Source organism: Schauerella aestuarii, from assembly GCF_009866805.1.
Lineage (GTDB): Bacteria > Pseudomonadota > Gammaproteobacteria > Burkholderiales > Burkholderiaceae_B > Schauerella > Schauerella aestuarii.
Map to the genome: position 1 here is coordinate 838,137 of NZ_SIZW01000043.1, position 23,614 is coordinate 861,750.

General features: G+C 62.8%; 23 protein-coding genes and 1 pseudogene. 15 read left to right on the forward strand and 9 right to left on the reverse strand.

The genetic code is table 11. The features are described 5' to 3' along the window. Positions 1–53: 53 nt before the first annotated feature. The 6 genes from gsiB (at position 54) to EYW45_RS23055 (ending at position 7,337) form a co-directional block, all read left to right on the forward strand. Positions 54–1,601: a glutathione ABC transporter substrate-binding protein GsiB gene (gene gsiB / locus EYW45_RS23030; protein ID WP_161137765.1), complete on the forward strand. Its 1,548-nt coding sequence runs from the start codon at positions 54–56 to the stop codon at positions 1,599–1,601. 67 nt (positions 1,602–1,668) lie between these two features. Beyond that, positions 1,669–2,589: a glutathione ABC transporter permease GsiC gene (gsiC, locus tag EYW45_RS23035; protein WP_161137766.1), complete on the forward strand. Its 921-nt coding sequence runs from the start codon at positions 1,669–1,671 to the stop codon at positions 2,587–2,589. Between the two features lie 7 nt (positions 2,590–2,596). Next, on the forward strand, positions 2,597–3,499 hold the full coding sequence (gsiD, locus tag EYW45_RS23040) for a glutathione ABC transporter permease GsiD (RefSeq protein ID WP_161137767.1): 903 nt from the start codon (positions 2,597–2,599) through the stop codon (positions 3,497–3,499). A gap of 3 nt (positions 3,500–3,502) precedes the next feature. Further along, entirely contained in the window at positions 3,503–4,561 is a 1,059-nt protein-coding gene (locus EYW45_RS23045; RefSeq protein ID WP_161137768.1) for a DmpA family aminopeptidase, read from the forward strand. Between the two features lie 27 nt (positions 4,562–4,588). Then, the gene (locus EYW45_RS23050; protein ID WP_161137769.1) at positions 4,589–5,407 is read left to right on the forward strand and encodes a M55 family metallopeptidase; all 819 of its coding nucleotides are present in this window, start codon (positions 4,589–4,591) and stop codon (positions 5,405–5,407) included. Positions 5,408–5,414: 7 nt separating this feature from the next. Next, positions 5,415–7,337: an aminopeptidase P family protein gene (locus EYW45_RS23055; RefSeq protein ID WP_161137770.1), complete on the forward strand. Its 1,923-nt coding sequence runs from the start codon at positions 5,415–5,417 to the stop codon at positions 7,335–7,337. Between the two features lie 233 nt (positions 7,338–7,570). On the opposite strand, the gene EYW45_RS23060 is transcribed toward EYW45_RS23055, so the two are convergent. Continuing rightward, positions 7,571–8,581 (reverse strand): hypothetical protein, encoded by a 1,011-nt coding sequence (locus EYW45_RS23060; RefSeq protein ID WP_161137771.1) that lies wholly within the window; start codon positions 8,579–8,581, stop codon positions 7,571–7,573. 162 nt (positions 8,582–8,743) lie between these two features. Here EYW45_RS23060 and EYW45_RS23065 point away from each other — a divergent pair, with 162 nt between their 5' ends. The 5 genes from EYW45_RS23065 (at position 8,744) to ftsB (ending at position 13,664) form a co-directional block, all read left to right on the forward strand. Further along, on the forward strand, positions 8,744–10,399 hold the full coding sequence (locus EYW45_RS23065) for a CTP synthase (protein WP_161137772.1): 1,656 nt from the start codon (positions 8,744–8,746) through the stop codon (positions 10,397–10,399). Beyond that, the gene (gene kdsA, locus EYW45_RS23070) at positions 10,396–11,247 is read left to right on the forward strand and encodes a 3-deoxy-8-phosphooctulonate synthase (protein ID WP_161137773.1); all 852 of its coding nucleotides are present in this window, start codon (positions 10,396–10,398) and stop codon (positions 11,245–11,247) included. Before EYW45_RS23065 ends, kdsA begins: the two co-directional genes overlap by 4 nt. 10 nt (positions 11,248–11,257) lie before the next feature. Next, positions 11,258–11,542 carry a DUF1330 domain-containing protein gene (locus EYW45_RS23075; RefSeq protein WP_161137774.1) on the forward strand — a complete coding sequence of 95 codons (285 nt, stop codon included), beginning with the start codon at positions 11,258–11,260 and terminating at the stop codon, positions 11,540–11,542. Positions 11,543–11,732: 190 nt separating this feature from the next. Beyond that, positions 11,733–13,019 (forward strand): phosphopyruvate hydratase, encoded by a 1,287-nt coding sequence (eno, locus tag EYW45_RS23080; RefSeq protein WP_161137775.1) that lies wholly within the window; start codon positions 11,733–11,735, stop codon positions 13,017–13,019. Between the two features lie 60 nt (positions 13,020–13,079). After that, positions 13,080–13,664 carry a cell division protein FtsB gene (gene ftsB, locus EYW45_RS25060; protein WP_161137776.1) on the forward strand — a complete coding sequence of 195 codons (585 nt, stop codon included), beginning with the start codon at positions 13,080–13,082 and terminating at the stop codon, positions 13,662–13,664. Positions 13,665–13,881: 217 nt separating this feature from the next. Here ftsB and EYW45_RS23090 read toward each other — a convergent pair whose 3' ends face one another. Beyond that, the gene (locus tag EYW45_RS23090) at positions 13,882–14,829 is read right to left on the reverse strand and encodes a LysR family transcriptional regulator (protein WP_161137777.1); all 948 of its coding nucleotides are present in this window, start codon (positions 14,827–14,829) and stop codon (positions 13,882–13,884) included. 104 nt (positions 14,830–14,933) lie between these two features. Here EYW45_RS23090 and EYW45_RS23095 point away from each other — a divergent pair, with 104 nt between their 5' ends. The 3 genes from EYW45_RS23095 (at position 14,934) to EYW45_RS23105 (ending at position 17,643) form a co-directional block, all read left to right on the forward strand. Then, the gene (locus EYW45_RS23095; RefSeq protein ID WP_161137778.1) at positions 14,934–15,872 is read left to right on the forward strand and encodes a dihydrodipicolinate synthase family protein; all 939 of its coding nucleotides are present in this window, start codon (positions 14,934–14,936) and stop codon (positions 15,870–15,872) included. 117 nt (positions 15,873–15,989) lie between these two features. Continuing rightward, positions 15,990–16,961 carry a Bug family tripartite tricarboxylate transporter substrate binding protein gene (locus EYW45_RS23100; RefSeq protein ID WP_161137779.1) on the forward strand — a complete coding sequence of 324 codons (972 nt, stop codon included), beginning with the start codon at positions 15,990–15,992 and terminating at the stop codon, positions 16,959–16,961. Next, entirely contained in the window at positions 16,948–17,643 is a 696-nt protein-coding gene (locus tag EYW45_RS23105; RefSeq protein ID WP_161137780.1) for an SDR family NAD(P)-dependent oxidoreductase, read from the forward strand. Before EYW45_RS23100 ends, EYW45_RS23105 begins: the two co-directional genes overlap by 14 nt. A gap of 105 nt (positions 17,644–17,748) precedes the next feature. On the opposite strand, the gene EYW45_RS23110 is transcribed toward EYW45_RS23105, so the two are convergent. The 5 genes from EYW45_RS23110 to EYW45_RS23130 all read right to left on the reverse strand — a co-directional run bounded on the left by EYW45_RS23110 (position 17,749) and on the right by EYW45_RS23130 (position 21,840). Beyond that, a complete protein-coding gene (locus tag EYW45_RS23110) occupies positions 17,749–18,744 on the reverse strand; it encodes a Bug family tripartite tricarboxylate transporter substrate binding protein (protein WP_161137781.1) in 996 nt (331 codons plus the stop codon). A 42-nt stretch (positions 18,745–18,786) separates the two neighbouring features. Continuing rightward, a complete protein-coding gene (locus tag EYW45_RS23115; RefSeq protein WP_161137782.1) occupies positions 18,787–20,133 on the reverse strand; it encodes an AtzE family amidohydrolase in 1,347 nt (448 codons plus the stop codon). Beyond that, on the reverse strand, positions 20,130–20,315 hold the full coding sequence (locus EYW45_RS23120; protein WP_161137783.1) for an AtzG-like protein: 186 nt from the start codon (positions 20,313–20,315) through the stop codon (positions 20,130–20,132). Before EYW45_RS23120 ends, EYW45_RS23115 begins: the two co-directional genes overlap by 4 nt. Continuing rightward, the gene (locus EYW45_RS23125) at positions 20,312–21,139 is read right to left on the reverse strand and encodes a creatininase family protein (protein ID WP_161137784.1); all 828 of its coding nucleotides are present in this window, start codon (positions 21,137–21,139) and stop codon (positions 20,312–20,314) included. The genes EYW45_RS23120 and EYW45_RS23125 overlap by 4 nt, the downstream gene beginning before the upstream one ends. Before the next feature lie 62 nt (positions 21,140–21,201). Then, positions 21,202–21,840, reverse strand: coding sequence for an RraA family protein (locus EYW45_RS23130; RefSeq protein ID WP_161137785.1), 639 nt, complete (start codon positions 21,838–21,840; stop codon positions 21,202–21,204). A gap of 297 nt (positions 21,841–22,137) precedes the next feature. Between EYW45_RS23130 and EYW45_RS23135 the strand changes: the two genes are divergently transcribed. Next, positions 22,138–23,028 (forward strand): LysR family transcriptional regulator, encoded by an 891-nt coding sequence (locus EYW45_RS23135; RefSeq protein ID WP_161137786.1) that lies wholly within the window; start codon positions 22,138–22,140, stop codon positions 23,026–23,028. Positions 23,029–23,047: 19 nt separating this feature from the next. On the opposite strand, the gene EYW45_RS23140 is transcribed toward EYW45_RS23135, so the two are convergent. Continuing rightward, positions 23,048–23,383, reverse strand: a complete 336-nt coding sequence (locus EYW45_RS23140) for a helix-turn-helix domain-containing protein (protein WP_161137787.1) — start codon at positions 23,381–23,383, stop codon at positions 23,048–23,050. A gap of 58 nt (positions 23,384–23,441) precedes the next feature. After that, positions 23,442–23,608 (reverse strand): annotated as a pseudogene (locus EYW45_RS24635) (type II toxin-antitoxin system RelE/ParE family toxin); the annotation flags it as partial. Positions 23,609–23,614 lie beyond the last annotated feature (6 nt).

Here is a 23,614-nt window from a genome sequence, read left to right on the forward strand (position 1 = left end):
CGGTACCTTTCTTTCCATCAAACCGATTCCCTCGCGGAACAGGAGTGCATTTCATGAAAACATTGCGCCCAACCCGTCTCGTGGCCGCCGCAGCGCTGGCTTTCGGGGTGCTGGCGGCGCCCTTGGCTCACGCAGCCAAGGACGTGACCTTCGCAGTCTCCATCGCTCTCGAAACGCTGGATCCCTACAACACGAACAGCACGCTGAACCAGGCGGCCGGCAAGGCCTACTACGAAGGCCTGTTCGAGTTCGACAAGGACCTGAAGATCCAGCCGCTCCTGGCCACGGGCTACGAAGTGAGCCCCGACGGCCTGGTCTACACGATCAAGCTGCGCGAAGGCGTGAAATTCCAGGACGGCACCGACTTCAATGCTGAAGCCGCCAAGGTCAACTACGACCGCGTCTCGAACCCCGAGAACCGCCTGGCCCGCTACACCCAGTTCAACCGCGTGGCCAAGACCGAAGTGGTCGACGCCAACACGATCCGCATCACGCTGAAGGAGCCGTTCTCGGCCTTCATCAACGCGCTGGCTCACCCCGCCGCGATGATGATCTCGCCTGCCGCGCTCAAGCAATACGGCAAGGAAATCGGTTTCCACCCCGTGGGTACCGGTCCCTTCAAGTTCGTCGAGTGGAAACCCGCCGAATACATGAAGGTCGAAAAGTTCGACGGCTACTGGAAGAAGGGCTATCCGAAGGTCGACACGATCACGTTCCGTACCGTCACCGACAACAACACGCGCGCGGCCGTGGTGCAAACGGGCGAAGCCCACTTTGCGTTCCCGGTGCCGTTCGAACAAGCCGCTTCGCTGGCCAAGAACGACAAGCTGGATGTGGTCGACAAGAAGTCGATCATGACGCGCTACATGTCGATGAACGTCATGCAAAAGCCGTTCGACGACGTGAAGGTTCGCCAGGCCATCAACTACGCCATCAACAAGCAAGCGTTGGCCAAGGTGGCATTCTCGGGCTACGCCAGCCCGGCTGAAGGCGTCGTGCCCCAGGGCGTGGACTTTGCCTACAAAATGAACCCGTGGGAATACAACCCCGCCAAGGCGCGCGAACTGTTGAAGGAAGCCGGTTACCCCAACGGTTTCGAAAGCACGCTCTGGTCGGCCTACAACGACGGCACGTCGGTGAAGGTGGTTCAGTTCCTGCAACAGCAACTGGCGCAAGTCGGCATCAAGGTGTCGGTCGAAGTGCTGGAATCGGGTCAACGCGTGCAGCGCGTGCAGCAGGTGCAGAAGCCTGAAGATGCCAAGGTCCGCATGTACTACGCCGGCTGGTCGTCCTCGACCGGTGAAGCCGACTGGGGCCTGCGTCCGTTGCTGTCGGGCACCGCTTTCCCGCCCGTGTTGAACAACATCTCGTACTACAAGAACGATCAGGTCGACGCCAACATCATGAAGGCATTGGCCACGACCGATCGCGGCGAGAAGGAAAAGCTCTACAAAGAAGCGCAAGAGATCATCTACAAGGAAGCGCCCTGGGCCTTCCTGGTGACTCAGAACAACGTTTCCGTGCAGAGCAAGAACCTCTCCGGCGTGTACGTGATGCCCGATACCTCGTTCTGGTTCGGCGACATCGATCTGAAGCAGTAAAAACTCAGGCTTTACCCATCGCGCCGCCGCCCCGCACGGGGCAGGCGGCGCGAGCGCAGGAAGTGCAATGCTGACCTATATCGTCAAACGTCTTTTGGGCATGATCCCCACACTGCTGCTCGTGGCCGTGGTGGTGTTTCTGTTCGTTCATATGCTGCCGGGCGATCCCGCGCGACTTGCCGCCGGCCCCGAGGCCGACCAGGCCACCGTCGAGCTGGTACGCAAGGATCTGGGCCTCGACCTGCCCATGCATCAACAGTTCGTCCGCTATTTCTCGCACATGTTGCAAGGCGATCTCGGCACCTCGTTGCGCACCAAGCGCCCCGTGTCGACTGAAATCGCCGACCGTTTTCTTCCTACGCTGTACCTCACGTTTGCCAGCATGATCTGGTCCGTGATGTTCGGCATGATCATCGGCATCGTGTCGGCGGTCTGGCGCAACAAGTGGCCCGATCGCCTGGGCATGACGCTGGCCGTTTCCGGCATTTCGTTTCCGGCGTTCGCCCTGGGCATGATGCTGATGCAGGTGTTCTCGGTCAACCTGGGCTGGTTGCCCACGGTGGGCGCCTCCACCTGGAAGCACTACATCCTGCCGTCGCTCACGCTGGGTGCCGCGGTCGCCGCCGTGATGGCACGATTTACCCGCGCCTCGTTCGTCGAAGTGATTCAAGAGGACTTCGTGCGTACCGCGCGCGCCAAGGGGCTTTCGGAGCGCACCGTCATCATCAAGCATGCGCTGCGCAACGCCATGATTCCCGTCGTCACGATGATGGGCTTGCAGTTCGGCTTCCTGCTGGGCGGCTCCATCGTGGTGGAAACGGTCTTCAACTGGCCGGGCCTGGGCCGTTTGCTGGTCGACGCCGTCACGCAGCGCGACTACCCCGTCATTCAGGGCCTCGTGCTGCTGTTCTCGTTCGAATTCATTCTGATCAACCTGATTGTCGACGTGCTCTACGGCGCAATCAATCCCTGCATCCGCTACAGGTGAGGCCGGCATGACTGTTACCGATAATGCCGCCGTGCCGGTCACCGCACCCGTCGTCAACGACGTTCGTACGCCCGCGTCGGAGTTCTGGCGCAAGTTCAAGAAGCAGAAGCTGGCGGTCGCCGCCGGCGTGTTCGTGCTGCTGCTCGTGATTGCCGCCGTGTTCGCGCCGTGGATCGTGCCGTTCGACGCCGAAAACTTCTTCGACTACGACGCGCTCAATGCCTTGCCCAATGCCACGCATTGGCTGGGCGTGGATTCGCTGGGCCGCGATATTTTCAGCCGCATCCTGATGGGCGCGCGTATTTCGCTGGCTGCAGGCTTTCTCTCCGTGGCCATGGGCGCCGTCGTCGGCACCTTCATGGGCCTGATGGCAGGCTATTACGAAGGCTGGTGGGAACGCATCACGATGCGCTTGTCCGACGTACTGCTGGCTTTCCCCGGGATGCTGCTCGCCATCGGCGTGGTCGCCATTCTGGGCTCGAACATGATCAACGTGATCGTGGCCGTGGCCGTCTTCAGCGTGCCGGCGTTTGCGCGTCTCGTGCGCGGCAACACGCTGGCGATCAAGCAGATGACGTACGTCGAAGCCGTCAAGAGCGTGGGTGCCTCGGACTGGACCGTGATCATGCGCCACATCCTGCCCGGCACGATCTCCCCGATCGTGGTCTACGGCACGATGCGTGTGGGTACCTCCATCATCACCGCCGCCAGCCTGTCGTTCCTGGGCATGGGTGCGCAACCGCCCACGCCCGAATGGGGCGCGATGTTGAGCGAAGCGCGCGCGGATATGGTGATGTCGCCGCACATCGCGATCTTCCCGGCGATCGCCATCTTCCTGACGGTACTGGCCTTCAACCTGTTGGGCGACGGCCTGCGCGACGCGCTCGATCCCAAGATCGATCGGAAGTAAACGATGACGACCGCCACGCCGCGTGTGGGTTGGTTGCCCGCCGGCCCGCGCAACGCAATCACCGATGTGGCCGGCGTCACTGTCGGCCACGACACGATTGCCGACGGCGCACTGCAAACCGGCGTGACCGTGGTTCGCCCTCATGCCGGCGATGTCTACCGCGACAAGGTGCCGGCGGCCGCCACCGTGATCAACGGCTTCGGCAAAAGTTGCGGCCTGATCCAGATCGAAGAGTTGGGCGTGATGGAAACGCCGATCGCGCTGACCAACACGTTTGGCGTGCCGGCCGTGGCCGACGCGCAGATTCGCGCGGCCGTGGAAGCCAATCCCGAGATCGGCCGCGCGTGGCCCACGGTCAACGCGCTGGTGCTCGAATGCAATGACGGTTATCTGAACGACATCCAGGCAATGGCCGTCACGCGCGCGCATTACGATCGCGCGTTGGCCGCTGCCGATGTCGTGGTGCCCGAAGGCGCCGTGGGCGCGGGGCGGGGAATGTCCGCCTTCGGTTTCAAAGGCGGCATCGGCACGGCTTCGCGCTGTGTGGCCTTGGCTGGCGTGCCGGCCGTGGTGGGCGCGCTGGTGCTGTCCAACTTCGGCCGCCCGCATCAACTCACCGTCGCCGGGCATCCGGTAGGCCGACACTTGGCCCACGATGCCGAGGCCGCACGGGCGCCCGAGAAAGGCTCGATCATTCTGCTGCTCGCCACCGATGCCGCGCTCGATGCGCGGCAACTGCGTCGGCTCTCACTGCGCGCGGGCGCCGGCCTGGCCCGCACCGGTTCCGTGTTCGGCCACGGCAGCGGCGATATCGCGCTGGCCTTTTCAACGGCCTATACCGTGCCGCACGATGCGAAGACGCCCATGCCGGCGGTGACGTGCGTACACGAAACGCTGCTGGACCCGCTTTTCGAAGCGGCTGCCGAAGCCTGCGAGCAGGCGATCGTCAACGCCTTGTGGCGTGCCAAAACTGTGATGGGCCGCGGCGGCCACTTGCGCGCCGCCATTACCGACACCATCACCGATTGGCCGACCTGGCGTGCCGCGCACGCTGCCCCCTGATCATTTGTTCCGCACCGGGATACCGTCATGAAAGTTCTGATTTCCACCGACATCGAAGGCGTGGCCGGCGTGTTTCATGCCGAGCAAGTCCGTCCGGGCAATGGCGAATACGAGCGCGCACGGGGCTGGATGACCGGCGAAGCGAACGCGGCCGTGCAGGGGGCATTCGCGGCCGGCGCGTCCGAAGTGCTGGTGAACGACTCGCACGGCGGCTTTCGCAATCTGCTGCCGGATGCGATCGATCCCCGCGCCCGTCTGGTGCTGGGCAAGCCCCGTCAGTTAGGCATGATGTCGGGGCTGGAAGAGGGCTGCGATGCGGTCTGCCTGATCGGCTATCACTCCCGTGCTCAAGGCCGCGGCATTCTCGCGCATACCATCAACGGTTTTGCCTTTGCACGCGTCACCCTCAATGGCATGGAGCTGGGTGAAGCCGGCATCTACGGCGCGCTGGCCGGCGAGCGCGGCGTGCCGGTGGCCATCGGTACGGGCGACGACGTGTTCATTTCGGAAAACCGCAGCCTGTTTCCGGCCACGCATTGGGTCGAAACCAAAGTGGCGCGCGGACAGGGCACGGGCGTCACGCTGTCGCCGGCGCTGTCGCGAGACCGGATTCAGATCGGCGTGCAGAACGCGCTGTCCAATTTGTCCGCATTGAAGCCCTTCGTGATCGCACCGCCTATAGAATGCGTACTGCAGACGCAGAATTCGGCGCTCGCCGATCTGTTTTGTCTGTGGCCGGCGCTCGAGCGCGTCGACGGCAACCTCGTGCGGTTCAATGCCGCCAGCATGGGGGACGCCGTGCGCATGCTCAATAGCCTGGCCGCCATGTCCTTCATGCTGAGATAACCCTTTGATGCCTGCCACGACCCAGACGCCCGATACTCCCAAACAACGCGTTGCCCGATTGCGGGCCGCCATGCGCGAGGCCGGCGTCGATGCCGTGGTCGTGCCCACATCCGATCCCCATTTGTCGGAATACGTGCCGCCGCGCTGGCAAGGCCGGGAGTGGCTGTCGGGTTTCAAGGGGTCGGCAGGCACCGTGGTCGTCACGGATACCTTTGCCGGATTGTGGGCCGATAGCCGCTACTGGTCGCAGGCCGAAGCGGAGTTGGCCGGATCCGGCATCGTGCTGATGCGCCTGGGTGAGGATGACATACTGCCGCATCCCAAGTGGCTCGCGGAGCATTTCGCGTCGCTGGGTGCTGCAACCGGCGCACGCCGCGTGGCGGTCGACGCCCATGTATTGAGTTTGAATGCCGAACGCGCGCTGACGCTGGCGTTGGGTGCGACCAACGTCGTGACCGTGCCGCCCGCGGACGGTGGCGCAGGTGCGCTGGCCGATCAGTCGATCGACGCGATGGCGACCGACGCCGTTGCGGCCATCGTGCTGGATACCGCGCACGATTTCTTCGATGCCATCTGGCCGGGCCGAGCCGGCCTGCCGGCCCAGCCGGTGTACGCCCACGCCGCGCCTTACGCCGGCGAGCCGCGTGCGGCCAAGCTGGCGCACATCCGTGCAGGAATGGCCAAGCACAAGGCGGATGTACACCTCATCTCCACGCTCGACGATCTCGCTTGGGCCTTCAATCTGCGCGGCAGCGATGTCGATTACAACCCCGTCTTTCTGGGGCATGCGCTGATCGGTCGGGACACGGTCACGCTGTTCGTGGCGGCCGGCACCATCGACGCGGCCTTGCGCGCCGAACTCGCCAGCGATGGCATTGTCGTCGACGATTATTTTGCCTTGCCGCAAGCCTTGGCGGCATTGCCCGCGGGCGCCACCTTGCTCATCGACCCGGCACGCGTCACGGTAGGGGGCGTGGCCGACGTGCCTGCCGCCGTGCACCGCGTGGAAGCGATCAATCCGTCCACACTGTTGAAGTCGCGCAAGACCGACGACGATCTGGCGCACGTGCGCGCGACGATGGCCAACGATGGCGCGGCATTGTGCGAGTTCTTTGCCTGGTTCGACGCCAACCAGGGCAAAACGCCCATGACCGAATTGACCGTGGATGAACGGTTGACCGCGGCGCGAGCGCGCCGGCCGGGCTTCGTGGGGCTGAGTTTTCCCACGATTGCCGGCTTCAATGCCAATGGTGCCATGCCGCACTACCGCGCCACGCCTGAGGCGCACAGCGCCATTGAAGGTGATGGCCTGCTGCTTATCGACTCGGGCGGCCAGTATGTGGGGGGCACCACCGATATCACGCGCGTGGTCGCCGTGGGTACCCCCACCGCCGCGCAAAAGCAGGATTTCACGCGGGTGCTCAAGGGCATGATCGCGCTATCGCAAGCGATCTTTCCGCGTGGCACACCGGCGCCCGCGCTCGATGCGCTGGCGCGCGCGCCGATCTGGGCCGGCGGCGCGGAATACGGTCATGGCACCGGCCACGGCGTGGGCTACTTCCTGAATGTGCACGAAGGCCCACAAGTGATTTCCTATCGTTCGCCGGGCAATCCCAACATGGCGATGGAACCGGGCATGATCACGTCCAACGAGCCGGGCATTTATCGTGACGGCCAGTGGGGCGTGCGGATCGAAAACCTCGTGGCCAATCGCCCCTGGCAGGAAACCGCACTAGGCGAATTCCTGAATTTCGAAACGCTTACCTTGTGCCCGATCGATGTGCGATGCATCGATCTCAGCTTGATGCGGCCCGACGAAATCGCCTGGCTCGACGCCTATCATGACAAGGTGCGGGAAGCGATCGTGCCGCTGGTCGAACCCGAAGTGGCCGCCTGGCTCACATCGCGCACGCAGCCGCTGGCGGGTTGAGGTTCAGCCCGTTGGCTCGTCGGCCCATCGTTATCGGGTCGTTGGGTCATTGGGCCGGTATTCCGCGGGTCCGCTGCTTGAGGCGACCCGTTGCCTGTGTGAGGGCGCGCGGCAGGTTGGCTGGTTGGCGGCAGATCAGACGGGCAGGTCTGGCGTCCAGTTCAAGCGGCCAAGTCAAACAAGCGAATCAGGCGGGCAGGTCTGGCGGCGGCGCGTCGAGGCCGCCGCGTAGTTCAGGGGCCGCTTTGCTTCAAGCGCTTGCGCATGCTGAGCTTGATCGCCGCAGGCATCGCCGCAACCATCACCACCAGGCCCAGAGCATTGTCCCACTCGAAAAGCGGGGCCACCAGATTCAACGCCTGGACCAGTATCCAGGCCGCCAGGCCTGCGAGAATGAAGCCGAACAGCGCCGCCTTCAGGGTGGCGCCAGTGCGCAGCCCCGGTCGCGCCTGTTCGGTGCAGAGCGCGTCTGCCCCGGCGTCTTGTGGGCCGTCGCCCAGCACCAGGGCGGCAGTGGCCAGGTGACGCGCGTAGGCGCCCACCAGCAACGGCACCAACAGCAGCAGCGGTAGCTCCAGCGCTATCGACGTTTCCGGAATCAAATCGGTCGCCCAGCCCAGGCGCAACTGTGTGAGCCATAAGGTGGCGAACATCGCACCGTAGAGCGAAGCGGTGTAGGCCGCGCCCAGAGAGGCCGGGGACCGGGTGGCGGCACGGTTCGGCCGCCATGCGAGCCACACGGCAATCTGTACCAGCAGCGCAGTCACCAAGGCCGCCAGCAGCATGTCGACCCCCGTAATGGCGATCCGGACCAATCGTTCGGGCCCCTCCAGCGATTGCATCGTTTCCAGCACGCCGCCGAAGAGATAGGGCGTGAGCCGGTGTGCCCCCAGTGCCATCACGCTCAGGATCAGCGCGAAGCGCCATAGCGGCGGGGCGCCGACTGCGGCCACTGCAGGGGCCGGCGCCGCAAATGCTTGCGCGTGCCGCAGCCGGGGCACCGCCATGCGCCGCGCGATGAGCGCATACGCCGCCACGCACGCCACGGCGCCATTGAAGAGCATGCCGATGCCCACCAGCCGCTGGAACGACCACATGGCATAGAGCGTGCGCGCCTGCTGAGCAAACGGGCCGGTAAACGTCTCGAACACGATGTCCACCAAGTGGACGACGATGAGAATGGCCGTCGCGCACAGTGCCCATCGGGCTGGGGTGGAGAAGGAGGCGTTGCGGGGCAGTTGCAAAAAAAGCTCCGGGTTTCCAGCCCGGCGCATTGCCGGGCGTAGCAGGCCGATCATAGCAAGGGCGGACTGCACAAATGCGCTCGGGGGTATCGAAAGAGTCGTTCGGCCCGGCTATAATCCAAATTTCCCGCACCCGCCCGATCCCCATCGGGCGTTAAAACAATGCCCAAGTATGTATTTGTCACCGGCGGCGTGGTCTCTTCCCTGGGTAAGGGAATTGCCGCAGCGTCGCTTGCCGCCATTCTCGAGTCGCGCGGCCTTCAAGTCACGATGCTCAAGCTGGATCCGTATATCAACGTCGATCCCGGCACGATGAGCCCCTTCCAGCACGGCGAGGTCTTCGTCACCGAAGACGGTGCCGAAACCGATCTGGATCTGGGCCATTACGAGCGCTTCATCTCGGCGCGCATGCGCAAGGTGAACAACTTCACCACCGGCCAGATTTACGAATCGGTGCTGCGCAAGGAGCGCCGCGGCGATTATCTGGGCAAGACGGTTCAGGTGATCCCGCACATCACCAACGAAATCCAGGACTTCATCGCACGCGGTGCGGAATCCGCCTGGAACGGCAATACCGATGTGGCCATCGTCGAGATCGGCGGCACCGTGGGCGACATCGAGTCGCTGCCGTTCCTGGAAGCCGCGCGCCAGATGAGCCTGCGCATGGGCCGCAACAGTGCCGCGTTCATTCATTTGACGCTGGTGCCGTTCATTGCCTCGGCCGGAGAACTCAAGACCAAGCCCACCCAGCACTCGGTGCAGAAGCTGCGCGAAATCGGGATCTATCCGAATGCGTTGCTGTGCCGCGCCGACCGGGTCGTGCCCGACGACGAACGCGCCAAGATTTCGCTGTTCTCCAACGTGCCGCTGGACGCCGTGATTTCGGTGTGGGATGCCGATTCGATCTACAAGATTCCATCCATGCTGCATCAGCAAGGCCTGGATAATCTCGTCTGCGAAGCGCTGGGCATCACGCCGCCGCCCGCGGATCTGTCGATGTGGGACGATCTGGTTTATTCGCTCGAGCATCCCGAGCACGAAGTCACGATCGGCATGGTCGGCAAGTATGTCGACCTCACCGAGTCGTACAAGTCGTTGACCGAAGCGCTGGTGCATGCCGGCATCCACACCCGCTCCAAGGTCAAGGTCCAGTACATCGACTCGGAAGATATCGAAGCCAACGGCACCGATACGCTCAAGTCGCTGGATGCGATTCTGGTTCCGGGCGGCTTCGGCAAGCGCGGCACCGAAGGCAAGATCGCGGCAATTCGATTCGCACGCGAAAATAATGTGCCTTATCTGGGCATCTGCCTCGGCATGCAATTGGCCGTGATCGAGTACGCGCGCCATGTGGCCGGTTTGGGCGGTGCCAACAGTACCGAGTTCGAACCCGCTGCACCGCACCCGGTCGTGGCGCTGATTTCCGAGTGGATGGATCGTGAAGGCCGCGTCGAAAAGCGCGACACCACCTCCGACCTCGGCGGCACCATGCGCAAGGGCGCGCAAGCGTGCCCGGTCAAGCCCGGCAGCCGCGCGTTCAGCATTTACGGCGCCGAAGTCAACGAACGCCATCGCCACCGTTACGAAGTCAATAACGTCTATGTGCCGCGTCTCGAAGAGTCCGGCATGGTGATCAGTGCGCGCACGCCCACTGAAAACCTGCCCGAGATCATGGAGTTGCCGCAGCACCCGTGGTTCGTGGGTGTGCAGTTCCACCCCGAGTTCACGTCCACCCCGCGTGATGGCCATCCGCTCTTCTCGGCCTACATCAAGGCTGCGATCGCGAACCACCAGGCACGCGCCAAGGAAACGGCATGAAGGCTTGCGGCTTCGATATCGGTCTCGATCATCCATTCTTCCTGATCGCCGGTCCTTGCGTAATCGAATCGCGCGAGATGGCGTTCGAGACGGCAGGGCGGCTGAAGGAAATCACGTCAGCGCTCAACATCCCGTTCATCTACAAGAGCTCGTTCGACAAGGCCAACCGCAGTTCGGGCAAGTCGTACCGCGGTCCCGGCATGGCGGAAGGCTTGAAGATTCTGTCGGACGTGCGCGCGCAGTTGGGCGTGCCGGTGCTGACCGACGTGCACGAGATCGATCAGATCGGCGAAGTCGCGGCCGCTGTAGACATGTTGCAGACGCCGGCATTCCTGTGCCGTCAGACCGATTTCATCCACGCCTGCGCGGCCAGCGGCAAGCCGGTCAATATCAAAAAGGGTCAATTCCTGGCCCCGCACGATATGTTGCAGGTGGTCGCCAAGGCGCGCGCCGCGGCGATCGAAGCCGGTGGCGACGGTCAGAACATTCTGGTCTGCGAACGTGGCGCTTCGTTCGGCTACAACAATCTGGTGTCGGACATGCGGTCGTTGGCCATCATGCGCGAGACGGATTGCCCGGTGGTATTCGATGCCACACACTCGGTGCAGTTGCCGGGTGGACAAGGCACCTCATCGGGCGGGCAACGCGAATTCGTGCCGGTGCTCGCACGTGCGGCCGTGGCCGTAGGCGTGGCGGGATTGTTCATGGAAACCCACCCCGATCCTGCCAATGCCATGTCCGACGGTCCGAATGCGGTGCCGCTGGCACGCATGCAGGATCTGTTGGCCACGCTGGTCGAACTCGATCGCGTCACCAAGAAAAACGGATTTCTCGAATCGCAATTCTGAAGGAGAAACGATGACTGCCTACATCATTGTCGATGTCAATGTGACCAAGCCGGCCCAATATGAAGCGTACAAGCGCCTGTCCTCGCTCGCGATGACGGCCCATGATGCCAAGGTGCTGGTACGCGGCGGCGAATCGCGGCGTCTCGAGGGCCGCGACCCCGGGCGTACCGTGCTGCTGCAGTTTCCGACGATGGCAAAGGCGCAGGCCTTTTACGACTCCTGGCAGTACCGCCGTGCGCGCAACGCGCGTGAAGGTGCGGCCGACATGAACATGATCATTGTGCAGGGTGTGTAAGCATCCGCATCGGTGATCCACAGGGAATCGGCAGACCAGCTGATTCCCTTTTTCTTTTTGGGCGTCCGGCACCCGAGTGGCGGGTACAATCGTCAACCATTACGCGCGCCGGTCGCGCAAGGCTCGTCCAGGCTTTCGTTTCACGCCGGATAGCTGCAACGCTTTCTTTGTTTTTTGGGGGTTTACGAGAATGAGTGCAATCGTCGATATCATCGGCCGCGAAATTCTGGATTCGCGGGGCAATCCCACGGTCGAGTGCGATGTCCTGCTGGAATCCGGCGCCATGGGCCGCGCTTCCGTGCCGTCCGGCGCGTCCACCGGCACGCGCGAGGCCATCGAGCTGCGTGACGGCGATCGCGATCGCTATCTGGGCAAGGGCGTGCTGCGCGCCGTTGAAAACCTCAACACCGAAATTTCCGAAGCCCTGATGGGCCTGGATGCCCAAGAGCAAACCTTCGTCGATCGCACCCTGATCGAGCTGGACGGCACCGAAGGCAAAGAGCGCCTGGGCGCCAACGCCATCCTGGCCGCCAGTATGGCCGTGGCACGCGCCGCGGCCGAAGAGTCGGGTCTGTCGCTGTATCGCTACTTCGGCGGTAGCGGCGCCATGAGCATGCCCGTGCCGATGATGAACGTGATCAACGGCGGCGCGCACGCCAACAACACGCTCGATATCCAGGAATTCATGATCCTGCCGGTCGGCGCCACGAGCTTTCGCGAAGCGCTGCGTTGGGGCGCCGAAGTGTTCCACGCCCTGAAGAAGCTGATCAACGATCAAGGCATGTCCACCGCCGTGGGCGACGAAGGCGGCTTTGCCCCCAACGTGGCCAATCACGAAGCGGCAATTCAGCTGATCTTGAAGGCCATCTCGCAAGCGGGCTACGAAGCCGGCACGCAGATCGCGCTGGGATTGGATTGCGCCAGTTCCGAGTTCTACAAGGATGGCAAATACCATCTGGCAGGCGAGGGCGGCATCTCGCTGACCTCGCAAGAGTTCACGAATCTGCTCGCCACCTGGTGCGACAAGTACCCCATCATCTCGATCGAAGACGGCATGGCCGAAGGCGATTGGGACGGCTGGAAGCTGTTGACCGATCAGTTGGGCAAGAAAGTGCAACTGGTGGGCGACGATCTGTTCGTGACCAACACGAAAATTCTGAAAGAAGGCATTCAGAAGGGCGTGGCCAACTCGATCCTGATCAAAATCAATCAGATCGGCACCCTGACCGAAACCTTTGCGGCAATCGAGCTGGCCAAGCGGTCGGGCTACACGGCCGTCATTTCGCACCGTTCGGGCGAAACCGAGGATTCGACGATCGCCGACATCGCAGTCGCGACGAACGCCATGCAGATCAAGACCGGTTCGTTGTCGCGTTCGGATCGTATGGCCAAGTACAACCAGTTGCTGCGTATCGAAGAAGAATTGGCTGAAGTTGCTTCCTACCCGGGCATCGAAGCCTTCTACAATCTGCGCTGATCGAATAGGGCAGCGCCGCACACGGCGCTGCCCTGATTTCGCGTATTAGGTGTGTTGCGCATGCGTTTGGTGTTTTTGATCGTTGTTGTGCTGGCTGCGCTGATCCAGTACCCGCTGTGGCTGGGTAAGGGCGGCTGGTTCAATGCCTGGGAATTGCAAGGGGCGCTTGCCGAACAAAAAACGGTGAACGAAGGCTTGCGCGCGCGCAATGCGGCGCTCGACGCCGAAGTGCAAGACTTGCAAACCGGCACGGGCGCACTGGAAGAACGTGCACGGGGCGATCTGGGCATGATGCGCGAAGGCGAGGTCTACGTGCAGATCCTGCCGCAGCACACGGCACCACCGGCTGGCGCGCATACGTCCATCGGTGCAGCTGCCGCCGGCGAAGCGCCGCCGGGCACGGATCCTACCAAGCCGCCAGTGCAGAACGGCGCGTCGGGTCGGGTACCTGGGGCACAGCCTCGAGCCAATCCGGCACGTCCGGCGTCGGGGGCGTCTGCGCCTGCGTCCGGGGGAGCCACAACCACACCGTCGCGTACCGCGCCTGCCGGCGCGACGACCACGCCTTCGCGCGCAGCACCGGCCGGTGCCAACACCACAGGCTCACGCCCTGCACAACCGGCTGGCACCGAGCGCCGTCAATAAGCGGGCCCTTCAATAATCGCGGTCGTTCGTTGCTGCAGCGAGCCCTACCTGCAGCGGTCCATCATCGCCGCCGACAATCCCTGCAGCGATTTTCACGTCAGCCATTCGCTCTGTTGCCGTCAATACCCGCACGCGTCCATACCGAAAGCGTTTGGCGCACGTGGCCCCCGCTGGGCATAATCAGCGCCGTCAACATCCCGGCGCTAGTGCCGACTGACTATGTCGGTGCAACGCCGTCGCGGGTGAGTTGCCACAGGTTTTCTGCTGCCGGCGCCATGTCGGCCGGCTGCCGATAAAGCCGAATCTCGATCGCCATGCGCCACGCCTCGTCGCCGGCGTGCATCAGTGTGCCGTTTGCCAGTTCCTCGCCGATCAGACTCAAGGGCAGCCAGGCGATGCCGCGGCCGGCGAGCGCCATCGCCTTCAACAAAATCGCGTGATGCGCCGTAAACACAACGTTGGCACGGCCGGACGCTGCGTCTTCGCCGATGTGTGCAAACGCGCTGCGCGATTGCGCACGCATGATGCGCCCCAATCCCGAGACCTCGCTGTATGCCAGCAGGGGCGGCGGTTCACTTTGCCCCGTTGTGTAGCGCAGTTTCCCGGTCCCGTCCGGTGCACACACGGGTGCGAGCACGTCTTGTCCGAGTACCCGCATGGGGTACTGTGCCTCATCCAGGCGGCTCGGCGCGATCGCGTGGCCATGGCACAGCACGAACTGCACGCGGCGTTGCAGCATGAGGTCTTCGCAGGCTTGGGCACTGTCCGACATGGTCTGGATCGGACCGAGATGCAGCTGCGCCTCCATGGTGGCCAGCCACGCCGGAAAAAACGTGACCGACAGCACGTGCGTCGCGGCGAAGCGCAAGCTGGCTGCAGAAAGGTCATGCGCAATGCGCGCCTTGATGCGCGCAGCCTCCAGCCCGGCCAGCACATCTTCGAGCAGGGGATGGATGCGCTTGCCCGCCGCCGTCAGGGCCGTGGGATGCGCGCTGCGATCGAAAAGGTCTACGCCCACCCATTCTTCAAGCGCCCGGATGTGCCGGCTGAAAGCAGGCTGGGCGATGCGCCGCGCTTCGGCGGCGCGTGAAAAGTTACCGCTTTCGGCCAGGGATAAGAAATCTTCCAGCCATTCGAGGTCGAGCGGTCGATTGCCAGGGCCCATGGTCGTTTATGGATAGTTGTATGCGTTTCGAGTATTGGACGCAGGCCTGCGGTTGGGAAAACATACGTGTGTTCGCACACCTATAACCAGACCCGGAGACATCCATGCCTGCCATCGATAATTATCGAGGGATCATACCCGCCATTTCCTGCCCCTTCACGCCCGATCACCGCATCGACGAGCCGGCCCTGCGCAAGCTGGCGGCATGGTTGGCCGGTCATGACGGCGTGGTCGCCATCATGACCAACGGTCATACGGGCGAGGTGTTTTCGCTCACCCCGATGGAGCGCGCCGACGTGACGCGTATCGTGGCCGACGAACTGCGCGGCAAGCTGCCGGTGATCTCATCGATCGTGTGCGAGGGCTTGGCCGATGCCGCCGATCATGCGCGCGCCGCCCGCGAGGCCGGCGCCGTCGCCTTGGACGTCATGCCCCCGCACCACTGGCTGCGCTTCGGATTTACGCCCGGCCATGCGTTGCAGTACTTCGATGCCATTCACCAGGCGGCGCCCGACCTCGATCTGGTGTGCCATGTGTATCCCGCCTGGACCCGTGCCGCGTATTCGTCGCAACTGCTCGCCGATCTCGCACGTTTGCCGTACCTGCAGGCGTTCAAGGTGGGACAGCGCGACATGAACAAATATGCGCGCGACATCCAAGCCATTCGCGAAGCCGATCCCAGCAAGGCCATTCTCACCTGCCATGATGAATATTTGCTCGCCTCGATGGTGCAAGGCGTTGATGGCGCCCTGGTGGGCTTCGCCACATTCATTCCGCAACTCATCATCGACCTGTGGAATGCTGTGAAGGCCGGCGATCTGAAGAAGGCGATGGCCGTGCAGGCGCTGATCACGCCGCTGAAGGATGCCGTGTATGGCGGCGGTGAGCCCACTGGAGAGGCTCACGCGCGCATGAAGGGCGGAATGTATCTGGCAGGTGTGCTCGACGACGCCACGGTGCGTCCGCCCACCGAAGCACCCAACGCGCAAGAGATGGACGCGCTGCGCGCGGCGGTGAAGCAGGCGGGATTGCTGACGCGTTGACGGCGCGACGGGGAAGCGCTCGTACGTGTACGGGCGACTGAGTTTGCAGATGCACCAGAAAGTACGGCCGACGTGTTCAGCACGCGGTCTCGATAACTAAAACGAGGAGACAACTTCATGCAGATCAAACAGATCGTGGGCGCGGTGTGCACGGCAGTCGCGTTTGCCGTCTCGGCGCAAGCCGCAGCGGCCGACACTTATCCCAGCAGACCCATCAGAATGGTCATTCCCTTTCCGCCGGGTGGCACGCTCGACATCGTGGGCCGCATGCTGGCGCAAAAACTGGGCGAGCAGATGGGGCAATCCATCGTGGTTGAAAATCGCTCCGGCGGCAATGGCGTGATCGGGGGCGATCTCGTTGCCAAGGCCCCCGCCGATGGCTACACCTTGCTCTTCAATGCATCCACGTTTACATCGGCGCAGATGACGATGAAGTCGGTGCCGTACGAAGTCGAGCGCGACTTCACGCCGATTGCGTTGGTTGCCAAAGCGCCGTTGTCGGTGGCGATCAACAAGGACTTGCCGATCACCGACATCAAATCGTTGATGGCGTATGCCAAAGCCAATCCGGGCAAGATGACGTTTGCGGTAGGCTCCATCGGATCGGCAGGCCATCTGTCGACCGAGCTGCTCAAGCGCGCCGGCAATCTGGAGTATCTGATCGTGCCTTACAAGGGCACGGCGCCGGCATTCAACAACCTGATCGGGGGACAAATCGACGGGTTTATCGATCCCATTCTGGGCTCGTTGCAGTACTACAAATCCGGCATGCTGAAGGTGGTGGCCGTCACATCGGCGGCTCGGGCACCCAATCTGCCGGAAGTGCCTACCGTGGCGGAAACCATTCCGGGCTACGAGTTCTATAGTTGGTATGGCTTGTGGGGGCCGGCGAAACTGCCTGCCGATATCGCCACCCGCTTGAACACCGAGGTCAATAAAGCGCTGAGTACCGACATGCGCGACCGGCTGGTCGAACAAGGCCTGTTGTTGACGCCCGGTTCTGCGGCTGACTTCGCCAAGTTTCAGCATGAGGATATGGCGCGTTCGCAGAAGATCGTGACCGAGGGCAATATCCGTGTCGAACAATAAACATGCCGTGGTGACCGGTACCAGTGCCGGTATCGGCCGGGCGATCGCGGCGCATCTGCTCGGCCGAGGCTGGCGGGTAAGCGGTCTGGATATCGCGCCGCCCAGTTTGGCCGAAGCGGGCTTCACGCCGGTGACCGTCGATCTGGCAGATGGTGAAGCCATTGCACGCACCGCTTCGGCATTGCCGCCCGTGGATGCGCTGGTGCATGCCGCCGGCGTGCTGCGGGTCGGGCGCCTGGGTGAACTCGACCACGCTGGCGCGGCGCTGATGTGGCGGCTGCATGTGGACGCCGCGGCACGCCTGGCCGATGTCATGGTGCCCGCGATGGCAGCTCGTGGCAGCGGCCGTGTGGTGTTCGTCGGCAGCCGTGTGGCGCAGGGTATGCCTGGGCGTGGTCAATATGCGGCGACCAAGGCCGCGCTGATCGCGATGGCGCGCAGTTGGGCGGGTGAAGTGGCGGCCCACGGTGTGACGGTAAACGTGGTGTCGCCGGCAGCCACCGCCACTGGCATGCTGCAGGATCCGTCACGCGCGGCCAGCGCACCGCGTTTGCCGCCACTGGGTCGACTGATCGAACCGGAAGAGATCGCCACGCTGGTGGCGTTCTTGCTCTCCGACGCCGCCGCCGCGATCACCGGGCAGGATATCGCGATCTGCGGTGGGGCGTCGCTGCCGTCGTGAATCGGATTCGGCTTATGAAACGGTGATCCGCCAGGAATCAAAACCGCCATTCGCTTTCAGGAACGCATCGGGCTTGATGTATTGGCAGCCAGGCACGCGCTGCCATCACTCGATGCTGATGTTGTGCTCGGCCACGGTATGACGAGCGGCGTCGAGATCCCGCTGCATGATGGCGCCGTATTGGCCAGGGGACGTCTCGTTCTCCGGCGCGATGATCAGCGCCATTTCCTCGAAGCGTTTGCGCACGGCCGGATCGTGCAGGGCCTCCACCAGCGCGGCGCGCAAGGCTTCAATCACATCCGGAGGGGTGCCCGCAGGCGCCAGCCAACCGTTTGAACTGTACGCAGTAAACCCTTTTACACCCGCTTGATCGAATGTTGGAATCGTTGGTAGCAAGGTTGCACGGTCTGTGGAAGCGATGGCGATGATGCGCGCCCGGCCTTCGCGATGCAATGCGATCACATTGGGCAATTCGTTGAACGTGCCGTCGATGCTGCCGGCGATCAGGTCCGGGATGATGGCGTTGCCGCCGCGGTAAGGCACCTGGATCAGCTTGGCGCCGGTTTGCGAAGCAAAGGCTTCCATCACCAAATGGTGGGCGCCGCCTGTGCCCGACGTTCCGATGGTCAAGCCGCCAGCTTTGTTTTTCGAGGCTTCGATGAACGCCGTCAGTGTCGTGATGGGAGAATCTGCCGGCACGGTCAATGCAAGCGGCACGCGTGAGATGAGTCCGATCGGCGCGAAGTCGCGGATCGGATCGTAGGAGAGTTTCTTGTTGACGGCGGGATTCACCGCCAGTTGGCCGTTCGATGCTGAAAGCAGTGTGTAGCCATCGGGCTTGGCGCGCGCAACGTAGTCGGCCCCGATGCCCCCGCCCGCGCCGGTACGATTCTCGACGACCACACTTTGGTGCAACCGATCCTTAAGCTTTGCAGCCAGCAATCGTGTGGCGATATCCGTGTTGCCGCCCGGTGCTACCGGTACGACAATTTGAATGCTGCGCTCGGGATAGGGCGCGGCGTGCACTGCGCCTATCGATAATGCAGCGGCCAATGTAGCGGCCGCCGTTGCGCCTGCTGTGTGCTTGAATGCGTTGAACATCGGTATTCCCCTTGGTTTTTATATGCCGTCTTTGCGATATCTTCAGGCCGGACGGCAACGGCCGCTACTGGCGTATTCGAGAATGCGCGCAGCAGTAAAACAATCCTGTTCCCGCCACGGTGCGGCAATCACCTGCACCCCGATCGGTAGGGCGGCGTTTGGCATGGGTACCGGCACGCTGCACGCGGGCAATCCGATAAAGGAAATCGGTTGCGTGAGCAGTCCCAGCCCAGCCCGCACCGGAACGTCCGAGTTGCCGATCGTCATGGTGGTTGCGCCCAGCCTGGGTGCCGAGACCGGCGTTGCGGCCGCGAGCAGAACGTCGTAGCGATCGAATGCCGCTTTGGCTTGCTCGAGAAAACGGCGCCGCACGCGCTGGGCTTTTTGCACCCACTCGGCAGGCACCAGGCTGCCCGCAACCAGACGCGCACGCGAGAGCGGTTCGAACTGCGCATACGCTTCGCGCAGTCGCGGGGCATGCAACGCGCCGCCTTCGGCTGCAGTGATAATGAATGCCGCCGCGCGGGCCTGTGCTGCATCGGGCAAGGTCACGATTTCGCTGGCGCCGAGGATGCGTGCCGCATGATTGACGGTGGCGCGCGCCGGAGCACTCGACCATTCGTCGAAATATCCGCCAAGCACGGCCACGCGCAGCCGCGATCCGCGCCGCGTCGGCACGGCTTGGCGGTCGCGCGGCGCGTCGTGCAGTGCGGTGTAGGCCAGTTCAAGGTCGTCCAGCGTTGCCGCCATCGGTCCCACATGATCCAGGCTGAACGAGAATGGGAAGACGCCTGCGCGCGAAAGTCGTCCATACGTGGGCTTGAGCCCGTAGATGCCACACAGCGACGCCGGTACTCGAATCGAGCCGTTCGTGTCCGAACCCAAGCTCAGCGGAACGATACCGCCCGCCACGGCCGCCGCGCTGCCCCCCGACGAGCCGCCAACGACCCGCGTCACATCCACCGGATTGCGACATGCGCCGTAATGGGTGTTCTCGGTCGTAAAGCCATAGGCATGTTCATCCATGTTGAGCGTGCCCACCAGGATGGCGCCGGCGTGATGCATGCGTTCCACCAGCGCCGCGTCGGCAAGTGCGGCCGGATTACCGGCGTTTACGCGGCCACCGGCCAACGTGACGTGCCCCGCGACATCGAACAGGTTTTTGACGGCATAGGGCACGCCGGCCAGAGGCGGCAGCGGTTCGCCTTGCGCCCGGCGCGTGTCGATCGCCGCCGCTTCGGCGCGCGCCCGATCGGCGGTGATGGCGGTGAAGGCGTTCAAGCGAGGATTATCGTGGTCGATCGCCTGTAATGCCGCTGCCACAACCTCTGCCGCGCTGCGCTCACCCCGAGCGATCTGACCCGCGATATCGTGTGCCGTCACCTTCATGGCGTGAACTCCGGCGCCGGCTGCAACGTGTGCGGCAACTGCGGGTCGTCGAGGCGTTGCGCCATGTCGCGCAGGCGTTCGAACTCGACGGTTACCTCTCCCAGAAAGGCGTCGTCACCTTCGTAGCGCTGCAACAGCAGCGCATGCCGGACATAGGCGGCCGTGTCAGCGGGACGGTTCATGCGCCTGCCCCGGGATTCGCCCCACGTGGGGAGTGTTCGGCGATCAACGGCATCGCGCGAAACGCCTCGACGAAATCGACTGTGAAGTCGCACAGGCGCTCGAAGGCGATCTGACCGCGCTCGGCGCTCATGGTCGACAGGTCTGCCCACGCGCCACTCGCATTGACCTCCTCGGCATAAGGGAACAAGCCAACCTTGCTGCCGCCGAATTTGAAGCGGGTGGACGACAGCGCCTGCAGGCCGTGAAACGTGGCCAGGTCAGGCGACGCGGCACGATCCATCCGAATATCGTCAGGGTTGAGGTGCGCGATCAGCGACATCAACGGTTCGCCACCGTGACCCACCGCACCCGCCGGGTCGCCCGCGAACTGCTCGCGTGCCAGATCGCGCGCGACTTCCAGCGGATCGATGACGGCCACCCCGATGCACTGCTCACGGCGCAACGCGCGCGCCAGGATCTCGATCGGCTGGTGGTTGTGACGATGACAGTTGAACAGAACAACGTGCTTGAAACCATTGTGGGCCGCACCGCGCAACAGTGCCTCGATCATCTGCGTGAAGAGCGGTTCTGAAAGTGCAAAGGTGCCCGGCAGGCCGCCATGCAACTCAGAGATACCGTAGTGGAACGTGGGCATGCGTAAAGCGTTGGTCCGTGCGGCAACGACTTCGGCCAAGCGTTCCGCGACGATGAAGTCGCAGCCGAGAATCTGATGGGGCCCATTGCTCTCCACCGTGCCGAGTGGCAGCAGCAATACCTCGCCTGCGCGGCTGGCTGCGGCGGCTTCTTCATTGGTGAGCAAGGGAAGGTAGGTTTTACGTGACATCGTCTTGGCGTCCAGAATGAGAGGTGATGCGGTGGGATGGGGCGAAGCGTTTCCAGTGCCTTTTACTGGTGCTTGGCACGCAGATCATTCAGCCAGCTGCGATCGAACTCGCCCACGGAAATTTGCCGCATCAGTTCGGTCTCGTACGCCAGTGACGCCTGCACGCGGGCAAGCAGCGGCGTCGCCACATCGGGGCGAATCGCGATCACGCCATCGCCGTCAGCCACAATCAGATCGCCGTGATGAACCGTCATGCCGCCGATGGACACCGCTTCGCGCACGGTGCCGGGTCCATTCTTGTAGGGGCCGCGATGGGAAACCGCACGGGCAAAGCACTGGAAGTTGCCTTGCGCGAAGGTATCGGCGTCGCGGATGGCGCCGTCGATCACAAACCCTGCGAGGCCGCGGCGCTCGGCATAACGGCGCATGATCTCGCCCACCAGTGCATTGGTCACGTCACCGCCCGCATCCACCACAACCACATCGCCGGGGGCGGCCAGGTCGAGCGCAAGATGAACGAACAGGTTGTCGCCGGGACGGGTCTTGACCGTAAAGGCGCGTCCCACCAGACGTGGCGTCGCATGAAGCGCGCGCAGCCCGACAGCGCCCGTCAGCCGGTCGAGGTTGTCGCTGATCAGCGAGGTCGAGAGGGCGCGATAGGCGTCGGTGAGCGTGGGGTCAAACGAAAGCGGGGTATCCATGTGCAGCTCCTTTTTTTGCATCATGGCATTCCGCTCTGAAGAAGATAAGCGAAATGAATCCAAGTTAAGCTAGCGTTTTATTCCAGTATCGAAAAACTTGGCCAAACTGCTTGCCGTCTCTCGTGGCCGCAACCTGGTCGTCGATCGCCCGCTGCTGTCGCGGGCGTTTTTTCAACGGCTCATCAGGTGGCTGGCGCGGCGTTTGGGTAAGCAACGATGCTGGCTGGTTTAGCTTCTGCAAAGACCGCAGCAGTTATCCCGGCAATCTGGCACGCAGCCTTTGAGGAACAACTCGCGATGATCACCATCAAGCAACTCGAAGCATTGGATGCATTGGCGCGCTGCGGCAGTCTTGCTCGCGCCGCTGAGCGGTTATTCACGACAGAGTCGGCGATTTCCAAACGTCTGCTCGAAATGGAAAGCAGTCTTGGCGTGGCGCTCTTCGACCGTCAAAGCCGGGCGCTCAAGTTGAGTGAAAAGGGCCATGAAGTGCTTCGGCTGGGTGTGGAAATTCTCGAGCGCCGCGATGCCATTGAAGAATTGGCGAGCAGCCCCGAATTCGTGGGCCGGCGGTTTCGCTTCGGCATGACCGAACTGATTGCCAAATCGTGGTTGCCCGCGCTGGTGGAAGGCATCCGATCGCAGTACGCACATGTGATGCTCGAACCCCGTGTAGGCCTCACGTTCGACCTGATCAAGGACCTCCGTGCAGGGGAGCTGGATCTGGTCATCGTGCCCACGCCCGTCCTGCTGGACGGACTGGCTGCGATGACGTTATTCGAAAGCATCAACCTGTGGGTGTGCAGTCCGAACTTCGATTACGGCGAGGTTCCCATTACGCCGGCGCGGCTCACAACCTTGTCGCTGATCCTGCAACCCAGCAGCTCAGTGCTCAACGGAATCGTGCAACGGTGGTTTGTCGAGCACCATGCGGCGCTGCCGACATTGATTTCGTGCAATAGCCTCGAAGGACTCAAAGCCTTGGCAGTCGCGGGTTTCGGGGTGGCCAATCTGCCAGAAACCTTTTGCCGCGACGACATTGCTGAGGGTCGGTTGATGTCGCTGGATATCAGACCCGCTCTGCCTGTAAACACCTATAGCGCCATCTATCGGCCTCAGGCCGGCAGTATTCTGGCGCCGCGCATGGCCGCCGTGATCAAGACGATGCTGGCACCGCCGGCGCAGTGAGATCGGCTGTGACGGTGCCTTACTGACCCACCGCCAACCGAACAGGCTTGCCGATGCGGCTGAGCATTTCGACCAGCGTATCGATTGTGAACTTGGTCGTCTTCCTGTTCACCACATCAGACACGCGCGGTCGGGACAGCATTAAGATTTCAGCCGCTTCGGCCTGCTTCAAATGATGCAGTTCAATCCACGCCGCGAGCTCTGCCATGAGTTGTTCCTTAAGCTGCTTTGTGTCATTGATATGTTTTTGTGACGCCAACTGCAGGCGTTTGGCTTCTTCCGGTGGGAACCCAAGTTGCAAAAACAGATTCTCTCCCGGCTTGGTCACATGGCGGATCTCAGTGTCGATCTTCATGGCTTGTTTTTCCTGGCGTTGACGATTGCGCTATAGCGCTTTTCGGCGATGCGCTTGTCCTGTTGGCTCGTGTGCCGGCTCCTACCTCATCGAAGGGCTTCCAGTCTGCCGGATCCAGACCGCTTGGATCTTGCCCAGCTGAAACCCAGCCTGTCGACGTGGTTCGACGGGAAAAGATAGAAGGTCGCTATACGCTAAGCCAGCCCAGCGAATTTCTTTATCCATCAGGCA